General features: G+C 74.1%; 13 protein-coding genes. 11 read left to right on the top strand and 2 right to left on the bottom strand.

What is annotated here, in order from left to right:
- Positions 1-62: 62 nt before the first annotated feature.
- From OHA86_RS04550 to OHA86_RS04540, 3 genes are all read left to right on the top strand, one after another.
- On the top strand, positions 63-1,700 hold the full coding sequence (locus OHA86_RS04550) for a prenyltransferase/squalene oxidase repeat-containing protein (protein ID WP_329172694.1): 1,638 nt from the start codon (positions 63-65) through the stop codon (positions 1,698-1,700).
- A 102-nt stretch (positions 1,701-1,802) separates the two neighbouring features.
- Complete coding sequence (locus OHA86_RS04545; RefSeq protein WP_329172692.1) at positions 1,803-3,920, top strand: MMPL family transporter; 2,118 nt, start codon at positions 1,803-1,805, stop codon at positions 3,918-3,920.
- Positions 3,921-3,967: 47 nt separating this feature from the next.
- A complete protein-coding gene (locus tag OHA86_RS04540; protein WP_329172691.1) occupies positions 3,968-5,098 on the top strand; it encodes an AfsR/SARP family transcriptional regulator in 1,131 nt (376 codons plus the stop codon).
- A 43-nt stretch (positions 5,099-5,141) separates the two neighbouring features.
- Here OHA86_RS04540 and OHA86_RS04535 read toward each other — a convergent pair whose 3' ends face one another.
- Positions 5,142-5,852, bottom strand: a complete 711-nt coding sequence (locus tag OHA86_RS04535; RefSeq protein ID WP_329172690.1) for an NUDIX domain-containing protein — start codon at positions 5,850-5,852, stop codon at positions 5,142-5,144.
- 49 nt (positions 5,853-5,901) lie between these two features.
- Between OHA86_RS04535 and OHA86_RS04530 the strand changes: the two genes are divergently transcribed.
- Positions 5,902-6,660, top strand: coding sequence for a DeoR/GlpR family DNA-binding transcription regulator (locus tag OHA86_RS04530; protein ID WP_329172689.1), 759 nt, complete (start codon positions 5,902-5,904; stop codon positions 6,658-6,660).
- A gap of 84 nt (positions 6,661-6,744) precedes the next feature.
- On the opposite strand, the gene OHA86_RS04525 is transcribed toward OHA86_RS04530, so the two are convergent.
- Entirely contained in the window at positions 6,745-7,686 is a 942-nt protein-coding gene (locus OHA86_RS04525) for a LysR family transcriptional regulator (protein WP_329172688.1), read from the bottom strand.
- Positions 7,687-8,346: 660 nt separating this feature from the next.
- Here OHA86_RS04525 and OHA86_RS04520 point away from each other — a divergent pair.
- From OHA86_RS04520 to OHA86_RS04490, 7 genes are all read left to right on the top strand, one after another.
- On the top strand, positions 8,347-8,880 hold the full coding sequence (locus OHA86_RS04520; protein WP_329172687.1) for a hypothetical protein: 534 nt from the start codon (positions 8,347-8,349) through the stop codon (positions 8,878-8,880).
- A 56-nt stretch (positions 8,881-8,936) separates the two neighbouring features.
- The gene (locus OHA86_RS04515; RefSeq protein ID WP_329172686.1) at positions 8,937-9,821 is read left to right on the top strand and encodes a dihydroorotate dehydrogenase; all 885 of its coding nucleotides are present in this window, start codon (positions 8,937-8,939) and stop codon (positions 9,819-9,821) included.
- Positions 9,821-10,636: a creatininase family protein gene (locus OHA86_RS04510; protein ID WP_329172684.1), complete on the top strand. Its 816-nt coding sequence runs from the start codon at positions 9,821-9,823 to the stop codon at positions 10,634-10,636. Before OHA86_RS04515 ends, OHA86_RS04510 begins: the two co-directional genes overlap by 1 nt.
- Positions 10,633-11,946 carry an NtaA/DmoA family FMN-dependent monooxygenase gene (locus OHA86_RS04505; protein ID WP_329172682.1) on the top strand — a complete coding sequence of 438 codons (1,314 nt, stop codon included), beginning with the start codon at positions 10,633-10,635 and terminating at the stop codon, positions 11,944-11,946. Before OHA86_RS04510 ends, OHA86_RS04505 begins: the two co-directional genes overlap by 4 nt.
- Before the next feature lie 124 nt (positions 11,947-12,070).
- The gene (locus OHA86_RS04500; protein WP_329172681.1) at positions 12,071-13,459 is read left to right on the top strand and encodes a condensation domain-containing protein; all 1,389 of its coding nucleotides are present in this window, start codon (positions 12,071-12,073) and stop codon (positions 13,457-13,459) included.
- Between the two features lie 154 nt (positions 13,460-13,613).
- Positions 13,614-14,054, top strand: coding sequence for a PPOX class F420-dependent oxidoreductase (locus OHA86_RS04495; protein WP_329172678.1), 441 nt, complete (start codon positions 13,614-13,616; stop codon positions 14,052-14,054).
- A gap of 121 nt (positions 14,055-14,175) precedes the next feature.
- The gene (locus OHA86_RS04490; RefSeq protein ID WP_329172677.1) at positions 14,176-17,565 is read left to right on the top strand and encodes an ABC transporter permease; all 3,390 of its coding nucleotides are present in this window, start codon (positions 14,176-14,178) and stop codon (positions 17,563-17,565) included.
- Positions 17,566-17,677: the final 112 nt, after the last annotated feature.

Genomic DNA, 17,677 nt, shown 5'->3' with positions numbered 1-17,677 from the left:
GCCGGTCGTCGTGCCATGAGGCCATCCCGGCCGGTTCGGTCCGGCCCAGACAGGAGCACTCCATGAAGATCGCCACCCCTGCGCGGCCGGCCGCGCTGCAACTGCCCGAGGAGATCCACCCCGACGTGGTGCACCGGGCCACATCCCGGCTGGTCGCGCACGTCAGCGGCAGAGCCGATCCCGACGGCGCCCTGCGCGGGCACTGCGAGAGCAGAGTGCTGGAGTCCGCGCTCGCGCTCTCGCTGATGACGCGGACCGGCGCCCACTCCCCGGCCCGGGACCGCCTCCTGGCCTACCTGCGTCCCCACCGGCAGTCCGCGGACCGGCTCGACGCGGTGCTCGCCTCGCTGGCCGTCGGGGGAGCCGCGGGCCGGGAGACCGGCGGCGACAGCGCGCTCGTCGGCACCCTGGCGTCCGGCGTCCTGGCCGCCGCGCCGGGCTTCATCTCCGTCCGCCGCCGCCTGATGGTCTACGCGGTGCTCTGCGTGCTCGGCTGCCCGCTGCCGGCCGACGCCGAACTCCCGGGCGGCGGGCAGGCCCCCACCGACCCGCTGCACTCCTGGGCCGCCGTGCAGCAGGCGTCCATCACGCTGATCCTGGCCGGCGCCATGGGCGTCAGGAACCGCTCCACCGAGGCCGCGCTCGGCACCCTGCTGGCCACCGACCCCGCCACCACGGTGTGGGAGGGCTACGCGCTGATGCACCTGCTGGCGCTGCACGCGCTCGCCGGGGTGCCCGGCCAGGAGGAGACCGTGCGGCGCGGCCTGGAGACACTGCTGCGCCATCAGCGCCCCGACGGCGGCTTCCCGTTCGTGCTGGCGATGGACAACTGGTGCACGGCCACCGGCGGTCTCGCCCTGCACGCGGCGGGCGCGGACCCGGCGCTGCTGCGCCGCATGACGGCGATGCTCGGCGCCCACCAGGGCGGCGCCCGGCTGCGCTCGCTCTCCCGGGGCGCGCCGCTGACCGGCGGCTGGTCGATGTCGCCGCTCGTCGCGCAGAACGACGTCGACGACACCTCCTGCGCCCTGGAACTCCTCCAGGCCGTCGACCCGGTCACGCACGCCGGGGCCGTGCGGCGCGGGGTGGACGCGCTGCTCGCCGTGCAGGGCGCGGACGGCGGCTTCCCGACCTACGTCGCGGGCGCCTCCTCCGAGCCGTGCATGACGGCCGCCGCGGTCTGCGCGCTCGCCCCGCACCCCGCCACCGCGCCGGTCCGGGACAAGGCACTGGCCTTCCTCGCCGACAGCCAGCACGCCGACGGCAGCTTCGAGCCGGGCTGGAGCCGCAGCCGCCTGCACAGCCTCTTCCGGGTCCGGCTCGCCGCCTGCACGGCGGGGCAGGACGACCCGCGCGCCGCCGCCATGGCCGCGCGGATCGAGCAGACGGTGCGCGAGACGCAGAACACCGACGGCGGCTGGGGCATGCAGCCCGGCGACCCCAGCGACGACGTCAGCACCGCGTACGGCCTGATCGCGCTCTGCTACGCCGACGACCCGCGGCCCCTCGGCCGCGCCCTGACCTGGCTGCTCGCCCAGCAGAAGGCCGACGGCAGCTACGGCGGCCCGCCCGACATGGTCGGCCCCCGCCCCTTCGCCTACCACTTCCCGCTGCTCACCGACATCCCGGTGCTGCTCGCCCTCGGGCACGTCCGCGCCCGGCTCGCCGACCCGCAGGCCGTGCTCCCCGCAGTGCGGTGACCGGCGTCCCGACCTGTGTCCGGACCGCCTGACACCTCGTCGGGCGCCCTGGAATCCCGCTGCGCACCATCTCTCACCCCCACACCACACGGAGGAACCGGCATGATGCGAAAACTGGCCGCCTTGCCCAGTGGAAGCGTGGGCAAGTGGGTCGTCCTCGCGATCTGGGCCGTCCTGCTGGTTCCCGCACTGATGCTGGCAGGGAAGCTCTCCGGCGCGGAGCAGAACGACAACTCGGCCTGGCTGCCCGGCAACGCGGAGTCCACCGCGGTCGTCGAGCGCGCCGAGAAGCTGATGCCCGCCGACACCGTGCCCGCGATCGTGGTCTACGACCGGGCCACCGGGGTCACCGCCGCCGACCTGTCCAAGGCGCGGGCGGACGCCAAGGCGTTCCAGGGCATCGACAACGTCGTGGGCGCCCCGCAGGGCCCGGTCGAGTCCCAGGACGGCAAGGCCATCCAGACCGTCGTCCAGGTCCACAAGGACAACTCCGGCTGGGAAGGGCTCGGCACAGTGGTCGACCGGATGACCGAGGTCGGCCGGCAGGGACCTGACGGCCTCGGCTTCCACGTCGCGGGACCGGCCGGCTACGGCGCCGACTCGATCAAGGCGTTCGGCGGCGGCGGCACCCTGACCACGATCACCGCGCTGGTCGTCATCGTGATCCTGCTGTTCACCTACCGCAGCCCGCTGCTGCCCCTGCTGCCGCTGATCACCGTCGGCGTGGCCCTGGTCGTGGCGGAGGCGCTGATCTACCTGCTGGCCGAGCACGCCGGGCTGGTCGTCAACAAGCAGAGCAGCTTCATCCTGACCGTGCTCGTCTTCGGCGCCGCCACCGACTACGCCCTGCTGCTGATCTCCCGCTACCGGGAGGAACTGCTGCGCCACGAGGACCGGCACGAGGCGATGGCGGAGGCCCTCCACCGCTCGGGCCCGGCGATCGTGGCCAGCGCGGCGACCGTCGCGGTCAGCCTGATGCTGCTGATGCTCGCCGACCTGAACTCCACCAAGGGCATGGGCCCGGCCTGCGCCATCGGCATCCTGGTCGGCCTGCTCACCATGGTCACCCTGATGCCCGCCCTGCTCGTCGTCTGCGGCCGGTGGGTCTTCTGGCCGGTGAGACCGGTGTACGGGGCCGCGGGGGCGACGCGCAAGGAGAGCGTCTGGAGCCGGGTCGGGAAGGCCGTCTCCGGCCGCCCGCGCCTGGTGTGGGCGGGCACCGTGCTCGTGCTCGGGGCCCTGGCGCTCGGCGCCCTCGGGCTCGACGCCTCCGGCCTGGCCAACAAGGACCAGTTCACGAACACACCGCAGATGGCGGTCGGCGAGGACGTCCGCGCCGAGCACTTCCCCGCCGGATCCGGCGACCCCGTCTACGTGGTGGCCAGGGCCGGCGCGGCCGACCGGGTCAAGGCGGCGCTGGCCGGGGTGCCCGGGATCGCCGGCGTCGCGGACCCGGTGGTCAAGGGCGACGGGGCGGTCCTGCTCGCCCAGTTGAAGGACGAGCCCAGCAGCGAGGCGGCGATGCGTACCGTCGACCGGGCCCGCGGCGCGGTCCACCGGATCGACGGCGCGGACGCGCAGGTCGGCGGCAGCACCGCGGTCATGGTGGACACCGAGGACGCGGCGGCCCGCGACAACAAGGTGGTCATCCCGCTCGTGCTGGTGGTGGTGCTGCTCATCCTGGCGGCGCTGCTGCGGGCGGTGGTCGCGCCGCTGCTGCTGATGGCGACGGTGCTGCTGTCGTTCGGCGCGGCCCTCGGGGTGAGCAGCCTGATGTTCGAGCACGTCTTCGGCTTCGCCGGTGCCGACGCGTCCTTCCCGCTGCTCGCCTTCGTCTTCCTGGTCGCCCTGGGCATCGACTACAACATCTTCCTGGTCACCCGGATCCGCGAGGACGCGCTGCGGCAGGGCACCCGGCGCGCCGCGCTGACCGGCCTGTCCTCCACCGGCGGGGTGATCACCTCGGCGGGCGTGGTGCTCGCCGGCACCTTCGGGGCGATGGCGTCACTGCCGCTGGTCTTCGCGGCGGAACTGGGCTTCGCGGTGGCCTTCGGGGTGCTGCTGGACACCCTCGTGGTCCGCTCGGTGCTGGTCACCGCGCTCACCCTGGACGTGGGCCGCTGGATGTGGTGGCCCGGCAAGCTCTTCCTGCGCCGGGACGACGCCCTGCCGGCGGCGGGCGACCACGACGACCGGGTGTCCACGCTCAGCGGCCGGTGAGCAACCGCACACAACTTACGGGGGCAGTATCCATGCGTGCGACAACGATGGACAGAGAAGACCGCCGCGGCACCCTGACCGCCGCCCCGGTGGCCGTCGAGGGACGCGGACCACAGGCCGTCGCGGAACCGCCGGGGCCGCGGGAGAGCGGGGGGAGCGCCGGCAGCGCGCGGCGCATAGCGGAACTCGAACGCGAGGTCCGGGAGTTGCGGCGGGCCAACGAGACGCTCAAGCAGTACGTCAGCAAGGCGCTGGAGCTCGACGTCAGCCCCTCGGAGCGGGACGACCGCTTCGAGGGCGCCGCCGGATACGGCCAGGACCCGGCCGATCCGGCGCGCCGCCCCGCGCCGGGCGCCGGGGACGGACCCGCCCGCGCCCCGCACCCCACCGCCGCCGAGGTCGAGATCCGGGTCCTCGGCCCGATCGAGGTGGCCGTCGGCGGCCGGTGGGTGGACCTGGGCACGCCCAAGCAGCGTGCGGCGCTCGCCCTGCTGGTGAGCCAGGTGGGCCAGCCGGTCTCGATCGACGTCCTGGTGGAAGCGCTGTGGGACGGCCGGCCGCCGCAGTCGGCGACCACTTCGCTGCACGCCTACATCGCCAATCTGCGGCGCGCGCTGGAACCGCACCGGGCGCCGCGCGCCCCGTCGACGGTGCTGTGCACGCGCGGCCGGAGCTATCTGCTGGACAGCCGGGCCGTCGAGGTCGACGCGCACCGCTTCGGGGAGTGCGCCACCGCCGGGTGGCGGGCGCTGGACCGGGGCGATCCGCAGCGGGCGCTGTACGCGTTCGAGGCCGGCCTCGCGCTGTGGCGCGGTGAGGCGTACGCGGAGGTGGCGGCCCGGCACGTCACACCGGCGGCCGTACGTCTGGAGGAACTGCGCCTGTCGATGATCGAGGGCCGCTGTGCGACGCTGATCGCGGTGGGCAACCACGAACTGGCGGTGCCCGAACTGGTGGCCTTCACCCAGGCCCACCCGCTGCGCGAGTACGGCTGCGAACTGCTGAGCCTCGCGCTGTACCGGGCGGGCCGGCAGGCCAACGCGCTGTCGGTGCTGCGGGACCACCAGAAGACCATGGTGGAGGACCTGGGCATCTCGCCCAGCCCCGCGCTCCAGCACCTGGAACTGGAGATCCTGCGCCAGGCACCGGAGTTGAGGGGCCCTGGCAGGGTGCAGTAGCCGGACGACCGCCCGTCCCCGGAGCGGGTCCGGCCGGGGTCGGTCAGCGGGTGGCCGCCGCGGCGGCGAAGGGTCCGTCCAGGGCGGCCCATTGCAGGAGCAGCACGGTCTTGCCGTCGGCGATGCGCCCGTCGCGGACCATGGCGAGGGCGTCGGCGAAGGGCACGTCGACGACGTCGATGTCCTCGCCGTCCTCCTCCAGCCCGCCGCCCTGTCCGGTCCGGTCGGCCGGGGTGTAGGGCGCCGCGTAGAAGTGCAGGCGTTCGGTGACGGAGCCGGGGCTCATGTAGGCGTCGAGGACGTGGGTGAGCGGGCCGAGCGTGACCCCGAGTTCCTCGGCGGCCTCGCGCCGGACGGCGGCGAGCGGGGCGTCACCGTCGAGCAGCCCGGCCGCGGCCTCGATCAGCATGCCGTCGGGGTGGCCGTTGACGTAGGCCGGGTAGCGGAACTGACGGGTGAGCAGCACACGGCCGCGCTCGGCGTCGTACGGCAGGACGACCGCGCCGTTGCCGCGGTCGTACGTCTCGCGCTGCTGGGTGACCCAGCGCCCGTCCCGCCGCCGGTAGTCGAAGGTGGTGCGGCGCAGCACGTGCCAGCCCTGCGACGTCAGCTCCACGTCGCGGACCACCACGTCGGGGTTCCGGTCCAGACCGCGCCCGGCGCGGTCGAGTCCGGTACGCCCGCGGTGGTCGGGGGTGTCGACGCCGGGGCGGTACGGGCCGGCGACGGGGAGGGGTGTCGGCTTGTCGGTCATGGCGCGCTACGATACACGCAGAAACGTGCAAGAACGGGAGAGAGTGTGCATGCTGGCTGCTGAACGGCGCGACCACCTGCTGGGCCTGCTCGCTCGCGAGGGCAAGATCGTCGCCAAGGACGTCGCCGCCGGCCTGGGCATCTCCGAGGACAGCGTGCGCCGCGATCTGCGCGACCTCGCCGCCGAGGGACGCTGCCAGCGGGTCTACGGCGGGGCACTGCCCGTCTCCCCGGCCGCCGCGGACTACGCCTCCCGGCAGGCCGTCGCCCCCGGCGGAAAGCGGAAGGTCGCCGCGGCGGCCGTCGCTCTCGTGCGGCCCGGCGGCGCGCTGATCCTCGACGGCGGCACCACCGCGCTGGCCGTGGTCCGCGCGCTCCCGCAGGACCTCGCCTGCACCGTCATCACCCACAGCCCGACGACCGCGGCCGCGCTGCTCGGCCATCCGCTGGCCGAGGTCTTCCTGCTCGGCGGCCGGGTCTTCAAGCACTCGGCGGTCGCCTGCGGCGCGGCCGCGGTCGAGGCCGCCCAGAACGTCTCCGCCGACCTGTGCCTGCTCGGCGTCAGCGGCGTCCACCCGGAGGCCGGACTGACCACCGGCGACGCCGAGGAGGCCGCGATGAAGCGCGCCCTGGCCGCCCGGTCCGCGGACACCTGGATCCTCGCCTCGTCCGAGAAGATCGGCACCGCCTCCCGCTTCCGGGTCCTGCCCTGGGCGGAGATCAGCGGCCTGATCACCGACGCCGGCCCCGGCCATCCGGTGGTCGAGCGGATCATGGCGCACGGCGTGCAGATCCTGGCGGCCGGCTGACGGCGGCGGGCCGCAGGCCGGACCGCACCCGGGCCGGGGCGCCAGGTGCGGCCGGGCGCCGTCGCGTCGCCGTGAACACGCCGGTCAGGTGTGGTCGGCGGCGGGCATCCACCACTCCCGGGGCGGCGGCTCCAGCCAGCCGCTCTCGTCGGCGATGCCGCGGACGGCGGTGATGGCGCCGTCCAGCGGCCTGCTCGGCCGCCCCGACCGCCAGACCGCCGAGAAGGGATAGACCGGTACCGGGTCGACCACCGGCCGCACCACCACGCCGTCGGCGGCCGGTGCGAGCAGCGGCCCCAGCGACGGGGCGCGGTAGGCGGCCACCGCCGCGTTGGCCGCGCTGCGGCCGTGCCCGCGCATGCGGTACCCGACCTCCAGGCCGAATTCGGCGACGACCTGCTCGTTCCAGTCCTGCCAGTCGGCCGCCTCCTCCGCGATGTGCAGCAGCAGCGGGTGATCGGCCAGCTCCGCCATCCGGACGGCGTCGCGCCCGGCCAGCCCGTGGTCCGCGGGCAGGACCACGCCCATCGGCTCCAGCCGCACCAACCGGTGCTGGAGCGCCTTGGGCAGGGGGCCGTCGAGGCCGTTCACCCGGCCGAAGGCGAGGTCGGTCCTGCCCTGGACGAGACTCGTCACGGCGACGGTGAAACCCTGCCCCTGCACGACCTCCAGCGTCACCTCGGGCAAGCGCGAGCGCAGTTGCCGCGCGATCAGGTCGGTGGTGGGCAGGCCCTCGGTGATCACGTCGACCCGCAGCAGCGGCGCGGTCCTGCTGAACTCCACGACCATGTTCCGGGCCTCGGCGAGCAGCCGCCGGCCGCGGTCGACGAACAACTTCCCGGCCGGTGTCAGCTCGACATGACGGCGGTCCCGGATGAACAGCACGACCCCCAGCCCGGCTTCGAGCTGGACGATCTGCGAGGACAACGTCTGCTGGGCAATCAGTAACTTTTGAGCGGCACGCCCGAAGTGCAACTCATCTGCCAGGATCACCGCATAGCGTATGAGGCGTAAATCAAGTTCCATATGCGCTATTCCACGGAATTGCACGCGTCGAGCATGAGCCCGCAGTAAGCAAAGCCATACAGCGCCACAGTCTCCGTCACCATCCCCACCTGCTGTCACAGCGGACCACTGTCGTCCCACAGCTTACCGGTGTTGGACTCCGCCGGACGAGACCGTGTCGACTGAGGGGTATGGCCGTAGACGAAGCCGCTCGGTGGTCGTCCTCCCGGTGCGGGCACCCACCGCTGTCCCAACGGGCAACCGCGCCCGCCGTCTTCGCGTGCGCGCCCGACCGTACGCCGGCCGCGTCCGGACGAGCGGGCCGCGCCCTGCCCGATCCCCCCGCGCAGCCGCGCGGCGGGCACGCGGTCCCCGGCCCGAATGCCCGAACGGGCAGCTCGCGGCACGACACGCCGGGCGGTCGGGCAGGCCCGGGCGCCCGCGGGGCCGCCCGGGGACACCTCGGTCCCGCGCGATTCCGCGTCGCGGGCGACGACCGATCGCCCGGCGCGGCTCCCGCCCGGCCGCCGCTGCCGCCCGGCAGGGGCCGTCGCGCGCAGGCGGGCTGCGGCGCCGCCGGCTGAATCGGCCGACGGCCGGGGACGGGATTCCCGGTATTCCGGAGAATTCCGCCCGGGCGGAGAACACCGATCCCCCTTCACAGAGGAGAGTGTCGACGAAATGGACTCTGCCGCGAACCATCGGGGCCTGCTCGCGGGGTTCGATGTCTTCATCGGAGGGCCGATACAGCACGCCATTGCCCAGGGCTTCCCCGGCGCCCTACGGGACACGTTCCTCCGGGCGATCGGCGCGGTCCGCGAGCACGGCGGAAATGTCTTCTCGGCGCATGTGGCCGAGAAGTTCGGCGCGGAGACGGCGGCTTTCACGCCCGAACAGGTGTCGGTGCGGGATTTCCAGTGGATGAAGAAATGCGACATCTTCGTGCCGATTCTCCCGGTCCTGCCCGATCGGACCCTGCACCGGACGGACGGCACCCACATCGAACTCGGCTGGGCCACGGCCCTGGGGCGGCCCATCGTGCTCATCACCCCGCAGCCCTTCGTGGACTCGGCGAGTCACCTCCTCAAGGGGCTCAGCCGCGTCGGCTCGGTACGGGCCATCGGCTTCGACGAGTTCAACGAGAAGCCCGGGCTGCTGATCGAGGCCGTCCTCGCGGCCCTGGACCAGCAGGAGGACGCCGTCAGGTCCGCCTAGCCGCCCGGCCGCACCGCCCCCGACTCGCACCCCGTCCTCTTCCGAGGGAGAGCCACGTGCCCGACTTTCCCATCCTGGGCCTGCGCATCAAGAATCCGGTGGTCGTCGGATCCGGACTCCTGACCGACCAGGAGCGCAACATCCGCAGACTGCTGGCCTCGGGCGCGGGAGCCGTGGTCACCAAGACCATCCACCCCAGCCCCCCGCAGGGGCTGGACGAGCGGATCCTGCGGCTGCCCATCGGCATGCTGAACAGCACCACGTACTCCAAACGCCCCGTCGACCACTGGCTGCGGGTCCTGCGCTCCTGCGCGCAGGAGGGGCTGCCGGTCATCGCCTCCCTCCACGCCGACACGCCGGTGGAGCTGGGCGAGCTGGCGCGGGAGGTCGAGCGCACCGGCTGCCGGGCGCTGGAACTGGGCATCTCGTGCCTCAACGACGAGACCGGCTTCGGGGACGACGACCCCGAGCGGGTGTTCGCGTACACCGCGGAGACCCGCAGCAAGGTCGCGCTGCCCTTCTCGGTCAAGGTGGCCGTCGGCGACGCCCTGGAGGAGCGGGTGCGGGCCGCGGTCGCCGGCGGCGCGGACGCCATCACCATGAGCGACACCATCCCCGGCGCGGCGGTGTCCCCGCTGACCGGCGAGCTGGAACTCGGCGGCACCTACGGCTACTCGGGTCCCGGCATCAAGCCGCTGGTGCTCGCGGCCATCTGGCGCTTGCGCAAGCGCGGGTTCGACCTGCCCGTCATGGGCTGCGGCGGCGTCGGCTCCGGCCGTGACGTGGCGGACTACCTGGACGCCGGCGCGGACGTGGCGCAGGTGTACACGGCGCTGCACACCGACATGTACGGCACCTTGGAGCGGATCGTCGCCGAGACCGACGGGATCCTGTCCGGGGCCGCCCCCGCCATCACCCCGACGATGGAGGTGGCGACCTGATGGCCGGGCCGCTCGCCGACCTCACCAGTGCCCGGATCACCGACCGGGTGACCGGCCGGACCGTCGTCTGGCCCATCGGGGCCACCGAGCAGCACGGCCCGCACCTGCCGCTGTCCGTCGACGCCGTGCTCGCCGAGGAGTTCGCCCGCGAGATCGCCGGCGAACTGGACGGGTTCACCCTGCCGGTGCAGTCGATCGCCGCGCGGTCGCTGCCGCAGAGCGGCGGCGGACTGTCCTTCCCCGGCACCGTGTACGTCGGCGGGGACACCCTGGTCCGGTTCCTGCGCGAGGCGCTGCGGTCGCTGCTGGGCCTGCCGATGGCCCGGCTGGTCGTGGTGAACGGGCACTTCGAGAACGAGCCGTACATCTTCGAGGCGCTCGACCAGGTGCGTCAGGAGGGCCTGCTCGACGGCAAGGAGGTCTTCGCCTTCAGCTGGTGGAGCCTGGTGCAGGAGTCCTGGATCGCCGCCGAGACCGACGCCTTCCCCGGCTGGCACGCGGAGCACGCGGGGGTGACCGAGACGAGCCTGATGCTCCATCTGCGGCCGGACCTGGTCACCGACCTGCGGCCGGACCACGACACCCCGCCGCGCGCCGGGGTGTACCTGCACCCCGTCGACGTGGACCTGATCAGCACCGACGGCGTCCTGTCGCCGACCTCGGGATCGAGCGCCGAGCTGGGCGAGAAGCTCTTCCGCCATGTGACCGACGAGGCGGTGGCCATGGTGCGCGAAGGCGCCGGGCTCCTGCGGGCGCGCGACGGACGGGACGGGACCCGCCGGGCGGCCGCCACTACAGAAGGGACGCAGCCGTGACGCGTAAATTCCATCTGGCCTTCATCTTCGACTTCGCCGCGGACGAGTGGCGCGGCCCGTTCGGCACCGGCGGCTCGCCCTGGGACGGCGCGTTCCACACCGGTGTGGCCCAGGCGCTGGAGCGGGCCTGCTTCGACTTCGTCATCGTCGAGGACAAGCTCATGGTGCCCGAGAGCTACGGCGGTTCGCGGGAGGCGGCGCTCACGCAGGCGATGATCGTGCCCAAGCACGACCCCGTCCCGCTCGCCGTCGCCATGGGGCTGGCCACCTCGCACCTCGGCATCGTCACCACGCTGTCCACGCTGGCCTATCCGCCGTTCATGACCGCGCGCCTGGCCTCCACCATGGACAGCATGCTCGGCGGGCGCTACGGCTGGAACATCGTCACCAGCGCCGAGGACCTGGCCGCCCAGAACTTCGGCATGGACAAGCTGCCGCCGCGCGACGTCCGCTACGCGATGGCGGACGAGTACGTCGAGGTGGTCAAGCAGCTGTTCGCCTCCTGGGACAAGGACGCGGTCGTGCTCGACCGGGACAAGGGGGTCTACGCCGACCACACCAAGGTCCGCCCGATCAACTTCAAGGGCGAGTACTTCCAGGTGCGCGGCCCGCTGAACACCGTGCCCTCGCCCCAGCACCGCCCCGCGTTCGTCCAGGCCGGCGCCTCTCCCGCGGGCCGGGACTTCGCCGCCCGCAACGCCGACTCGATCATCGCCATCGCCAACGGCCCGGAGAGCATGAAGGCCTTCCGCGACGACATCCACGACCGGGCCAGGAGGCTGGGCCGCGACCCCGCCGGAATCAGGGTGCTGTTCTGCGTGACCCCCACCCTGGGCGACACGGAGGAGGACGCCCGCCAGAAGCAGGCCAGGACCGTCTCCTCGCCCCAGTTCATCAGGGACATCCTCGCCCAGATGTCCGCCCTCACCGAGATCGACTTCGCGCAGTTCGACGTCGACAAGCCGCTGCCGTACAAGCTGGAGACCAACGGCGAGCAGGGCACCCTGGACAAATTCCAGCAGTGGGGGACCGACAAGACGCTGCGCGAGCTGGTGATGGACGGCGCCGGCGGGCTGGTGTCCTCCGTGGAGCTGGTCGGCACCCCCGACCAGGTCGCGGACCGCATGGGCGAGGTGATGGACGAGGTCGGCGGCGACGGGTTCATCCTCACGACGCCCCTGCTGCGGATGAACCGCCGCTACGTCGCCGAGGTCACCGACGGACTCGTCCCGGCCTTGCAGCGCCGCGGCCTGACCCGGTCGGCGTACACGCCCGGGGCGACGCTGCGCGAGAACCTGCTGGAATTCTGACGTCCGGCGGTCCTCCCATCCATCCGCGGGGCCGGGGACGTACGTGTCCGGCCCCGCGGCGACAACCGGCGACGAGCGGCAACGAGCAGCAACAACCGGCAACGAGCGGCGACGAGGGGGCACAGTGCGGGGGAGGCCGGCGGAGGCCCTGGGGCTGACCGGCGCCCAGCGCGGCATCTGGGCGGACATGGCGGCAGAACCCGGCAGCCCGTCGTTCAACTCCGCGGAGTACCTGGAGCTGTTCGGCGACCTGGACGTCCCCGCGTTCTCGCTGGCCCTGCGCCAGGTGGCCGAGGAGGCGGAGGCGCTCAGGGCCGGGTTCGCGGAAACACCGGACGGGCCGCGCCAGGTCGTCAGGGCGCAGGCGGGCGCGCCGCTGCGGACGGCGGACCTCCGCTCCCACGCCGATCCGCGGCGCGAGGCCCTGGACCGGATGCGGGACGACCTCGGACGGAAGGTCGACATCGCCGCCGGCCCGCTGGCCGGCCACCTGCTCCTGCGGCTGGGGGACCGGCACCACATCTGGTACCAGCGCGTGCACACGCTCCTCGTGGACGCCTTCAGCCTCGCCCTGCTGACCCGCAGGACCGCCGCCCTCTACACGGCGCTGACCACCGCGGGCGCCGACCGCGGCCCCGCCTTCCCGCCGCTGGCGGAACTGGTCGCGGACGAGGCGGCCTACCGCCGCTCCGACCGCTTCCGCGCGGACCGGGCCTTCTGGACCGGGCAGCTGGCCGCGCAGCCGCGCCCGGTCCTGCTGTCCGCCGCGCCGCCGGCCCCGGCGTCGGAGACCTTCCTGCGCTCGTCCGCGGTGCTGCCGCCCGGCCTGTTCCACCGGATCACCCGGGCGGAGCTGGACCTGGGGACGAGCTGGCCGGTCCTCGTCACCGCCTGCGCCGCCGCCTACCTCGGCGCGGTCCGCGAGGCCGAGGAGGTCGTCCTCGGCCTCTTCTCCTCGGGCCGCTCCGGGATCGGCGCGGCCGGCGTCCCGGGCATGATCTCCAACATCCTTCCGCTGCGTCTGGACGTCCGCCCGTCCGGGACCGTCGGGAACTACGCCGAGCGGGTGGGCGACGCCATGAGCCGGGTGCTGCGGCACCAGCGCTTCCGCCAGGAGGACATGCGCCGGCACCTGCGTGCCACCGGGAGGCCCGGCCCCCTGTACGGGCCGCTGGTCAACCTCATGCCGTTCACCCGGGAGTTCGACTTCGCCGGGGTGCGCGGTTTCGCCAGGAACCTCAGCACCGGCCCGATCGACGACCTGTCCCTGGCGGTCTACGAGGCCCGGGGAGAGGCGGGGGAAGCGGGGGAGCCGGGAGCGTCGGGAAAAGCGGGGGAGCCGGGGGAGTCCGGGGAGGCGACCCTCGTCGTCGACATCGACGCGAATCCCGCGGTGTACGCGCGGGACGAGATCGACGGCCACCGGGACCGCCTCACCGCCTTCCTCGACGCGTTCGTGAGCGCCGGGCCGTCGGCGGGCCTGGGCGACGTGCTGGGAGCGGTGCCGCCGTGAACGACCCGGCACCGGTCCGACCCGGCACCGGTCCGACCCGGCACCGGTCCGACCCGGCACCGGTCCGACCCGGCACCGGTCCGGCGCGCCATGCCGGTCCGACGCGGCACGCCGATCCACGGCAGGCGCCCGGAAAGCCCCTAATCTGACGGTCATGGAACAGATGACCGCCACCCAGTGGCGTACTTTCGCGTCGACCGGCACCCGCACCGGCAAGCTCGCCGTCCAGCGCAAGGACGGCCGTCCGCATGTGACGCCCGTCTGGTTCCTGGTGGACGACAGCGACCCGGACGACGTGCACGTGGTCCTCAACACCGGCGCGACCTCGGTCAAGGGCCGGGCGCTGAGCCGCGACCCGCATTTCGCGCTGTGCGTGGACGACCAGGAGCCCCCGTACTCCTTCGTGCTGCTGGAGTGCACCGCCGAGCTCATCGAGGACCTGGCGGAACTGCGGACCTGGGCGACCCGGATCGGCGCGCGCTACATGGGCGAGGACCGGGCGGCGGAGTTCGGCGAGCGCAACGCGGTGGAGGGGGAGTTCCTGGTGCGCGGCCGGATCGACAAGGTCACCGCGTACGCCGAACTCACCGGCTGAGCGCGGCGCGGCTGCCGGCCGGTCCTGGCCGTGCCGGCGCCGGCTGCGCAGCGGTGCGTGATCGGGTTTCTTGCGCCGCCCGCTCCACCCCTGGTAGGACTGTGACGCGCCGTGCCGTCACATGTTCGATATCGCGGGGGTTCATGTGGTCGCCACGGCTTTTCGGTCTTCGGCGCGGCGTCGGCCGGGGGTTCCGCACCGGCCCCGGCGGCGCCTTCCCGCCGTCGCCAGACGCTCGACCCAGCACGGCCTGGTCCTGGCCGCCGTCGCGGCGACCGTACTGCTGTGCGCGACGGCGCTGTCCGCCCTGGCCGCGCTGGCGGGAGGTTCGGTCCAGTCCGAGACCGTCCGGCGGCTGGCGGCCGACCTCGACACACAGGTGTCGGTCAACGCCTCCTACCGGGCCGGGGGTATGGCGGCGGCCGATCAGGGCGTCCGGGCCGCCGGCGCCAAGGTCTTCGCCGGGGTGCCGCAGCGCACCTACGTGGGACTGCTGGGCACCTCGCCGGTCTCGGTGACGAGCATCGACGGAGCCGCGGGCGCGCCGCGCGGTCCCGGCGGCAGCGGGCTGCACCCGGTCGCCGTGCAGGGCGCGGGCGGATTCGGGCAGTTGGTCGCCGGACACTGGCCCGACCGTACGGCGGACGCCCCTGCCGGCGCCTTCACCTCCCTGCCCGCTGTCCGCGTCGCCACCGGTTCCACCGCCCCGGTGGATGCCGCGGTGCCGCAGCAACTGGCCCAGCGCCTCGGGCTCGCACCCGGGTCCCGCCTCCAGGTGCAGGACGCCTTCAGCCGCACCATGACCGTCCGGATCACCGGCGTCTTCCGCGCGGCCGGCGCCGTCGGCTTCTGGCCCGCCATGGCCGGGGACCTGACCGACGGCGAGACCGCCAGCCAGGAACTGCTGGTGGTCTCACCCGCGGCCCTGAACGGCAGGGCTGTCCTCAACGGCCAGCTGACGGCCCGCTGGAGCGTGCTGCCCGACTTCGACCGGCTCGACGCGGGAAGCCTGCCGGGCCTGCGCGACCGGGTCCGCAACTTCACCGGCAGCCGGACCGCCGTGTCGGTCTTCCGCGGGCGGCAGCCGTCGCTGGACGACCTGGCCGTGACCTCAGGACTCCCGGGCGCGATCGACGCCCTGGCGGTGCCGACCGTGGCGGCCCGGTCCGCGCTGTACCTGCCGAGCGTGATGCTGGCCGCCCTCGCCCTCGCCGCGCTGGTACTGGCCGCCCGTCAGATGACCGAGCGGCGGCGCGGTGACTTCGCCCTGCAGCAGGCCAGGGGATCCGGCACCCCGCGGCTGCTGCGCGGCGCGACGGTCGAATGGGCACTCACCGGCGTGCCCGCCGCCCTCGCCGCACCGTACGTGGCCCGGCTGCTGCATCCCGGCGGCCCCGGCCGTGACGCCTGGGCGGCGGTGGGCCTGACCCTGCTGGTGCACGCCGGGGCGGTGCTGCTGCCCGTACTGCCGACGCCGCGGGTACGGGCGGTCCGGGGCGCGCGGGCCGCCGCCGCGCAGCGGCTCGGCGCCGATCTGGCGCTGCTGGCCGTCGCGGTGCTGGGGTATCTGGAGCTGCGGCGGCACCACTCGCTGATCGCCGGCCGGCTCGCGGGCGGCGGGCTCGGCGGCGCGGTGTCCGTGGACCCGGTGCTGGTCTTCGTCCCGGCCCTGGCGAGCGGGGCCGCCGCGCTCCTGCTGCTGCGGCTGCTGCCGCTGACCTCCCGGCTGCTGGACGCGGTCGGCCGCCGCAGCAAGGGCCTGGTCGTCGCGCTGGCCGGGTGGCAGCTGAGCCGGCGTGCCGCGCGCAACGCCGGCCCGGTGGTGCTGATGTGCCTGGCCGTGTCCGTGAGCGCCTTCGCCACCACCGCGCTGGCCTGCCTGGGCGGCCTCGCCTCCGAGCAGGCCGCCTTCACGGTCGGCGCGGACGTCAGGATCGACCCGGGCAAGCAGGACAGCTACCCCACGGCGGTGCTGAGCGCCGCCTATCGCGCGCTGCCCGCGGTGACGGCCGTGGCGCCGGTGACCGGGACGACGGCGAACCTGCCCGGCGGGGCCACCGAGAACCTGATCGGCACCATCGCCGGTCCCGCCCCCCGCACACCCGCGCCGGTTCCCTTCGGGATCACCTTCCCCGGACGTCCGACCGCGCTGCTGCTGGACGAGAGGCTGCGCAGCGACGGCAGCACCGCGGCGCCGCGGCTGCAACTGACCGTGCAGGACGCCGCCGGCCTGGACAGCACCGTGACCGCCGTCCTGCCCGCCGCCGACGGAGCCAGGCACACGGTCGTGGTCCCCCTGGACGTCGCGCTGAGCGGCGGCCACCCGCGCGCGTACCCGCTGACGGTGACCGCCCTCAACGTCGTGCCGCAGCCGAACGTGCGTCCCGCCCTTCTGGACCTGGACCTGATCCGGGTCGGCTCACGCGGTACCGCGGACAGCTGGGCCGCCGGCCTGCCCGGCGGGCAGGTCTGGGCCGACCGCACCGACCACGCCGCGGACGCCACCGCGCAGGCCTGCAAGGGCGACACCTCCAGCGGATACAACTACGGTCTCGGCGTCCCGGGCGTGTGCGCGGTTCGCCCCGGCGGCCCCGATGTGCTCAGGGCCACCATCAGCACCGGCCTGCGGGACCCCCAGCCGGTCGACGGCGACCCCGCCGACACCGAGGCCGCCGAAACCCAGCCCGGCGGCCAGGTGCGGTTCGCGGCGAGCCCGGTCGGCGGGCCGGCCCCGCTCCCGGTGCGCGCCGACGCCCAGGTGCTGCGCGACGCCCACCTCGCCGTGGGCAGCACCACCACCTTGGACCTCGGCCCCGGTGACCCGGTGCCCGCCAGGATCGTCGGCCTGGTCGACTCGCTGCGCGGACTGGGGCACGGGCAGGGGCACTTGGTCGCCGACCAGCGCCAGCTCGCCAGCGCGGTGACCCTTGCCGGCGCCCTCCAGCAGGATCCCGACTTCTGGTGGATCAGCAGCGCCGACAGCGCGCGCACCGCTGCCGCCGCCCGGGCGCAGCCCGCGCTCGGCCGGGTGACCAGCACGGCGGGCACCGCCGAGGCACTTCAGTCCGACCCGTTCCGCAGCGGGCTGCGCCGGGTGCTGGAACTGGTCCGGTATCTGGCCCCCTGCTTCGCGGTCATCGCTTTCACCGTCCACGCGGTGATCTCCACCCGGCAGCGCCGCAAGGAATTCGCCCTGCTGCGGGCGATCGGCGTCCGCTCCCGGCGACTGTCCGCGCTGCTGGGCGCGGAGCAACTGAGCCTGGCCCTGTTCGCGGTGGTCCCGGGAGCGCTGATGGGCATGGCCCTGGCGTCGGCGGTGCTGCCACTGGTCACCGTGGACGACAGCGGGAAGGCCCCGTATCCGCCGCTGCCCGTGGTCGTGCCGTGGGGCACCGTGGCGGTGACCGCGGTGGCGACCGCGCTCGCCATCAGCGCGGTCGTGCTGGCGCTGGCCCGGCTGCTGGCCCGGGTGGACCTCGTACGCGTCCTGCGAGCGGGGGAAGACCGTTGAGGCGCACACCCGGACGCGACCGGGCAGCCGGACAGGACCGCCGCGCGCCCGGACAGGACCGCGTACCCGGACAGGACCGCGCGCCCGGACGCGACCGCGCCCCCGGACAGGA

Source organism: Streptomyces sp. NBC_01477, assembly GCF_036227245.1.
GTDB lineage: Bacteria > Actinomycetota > Actinomycetes > Streptomycetales > Streptomycetaceae > Actinacidiphila.
Note: the sequence above shows the minus strand (reverse complement) of the source record. Positions and strands in the feature narration are given on the sequence as shown.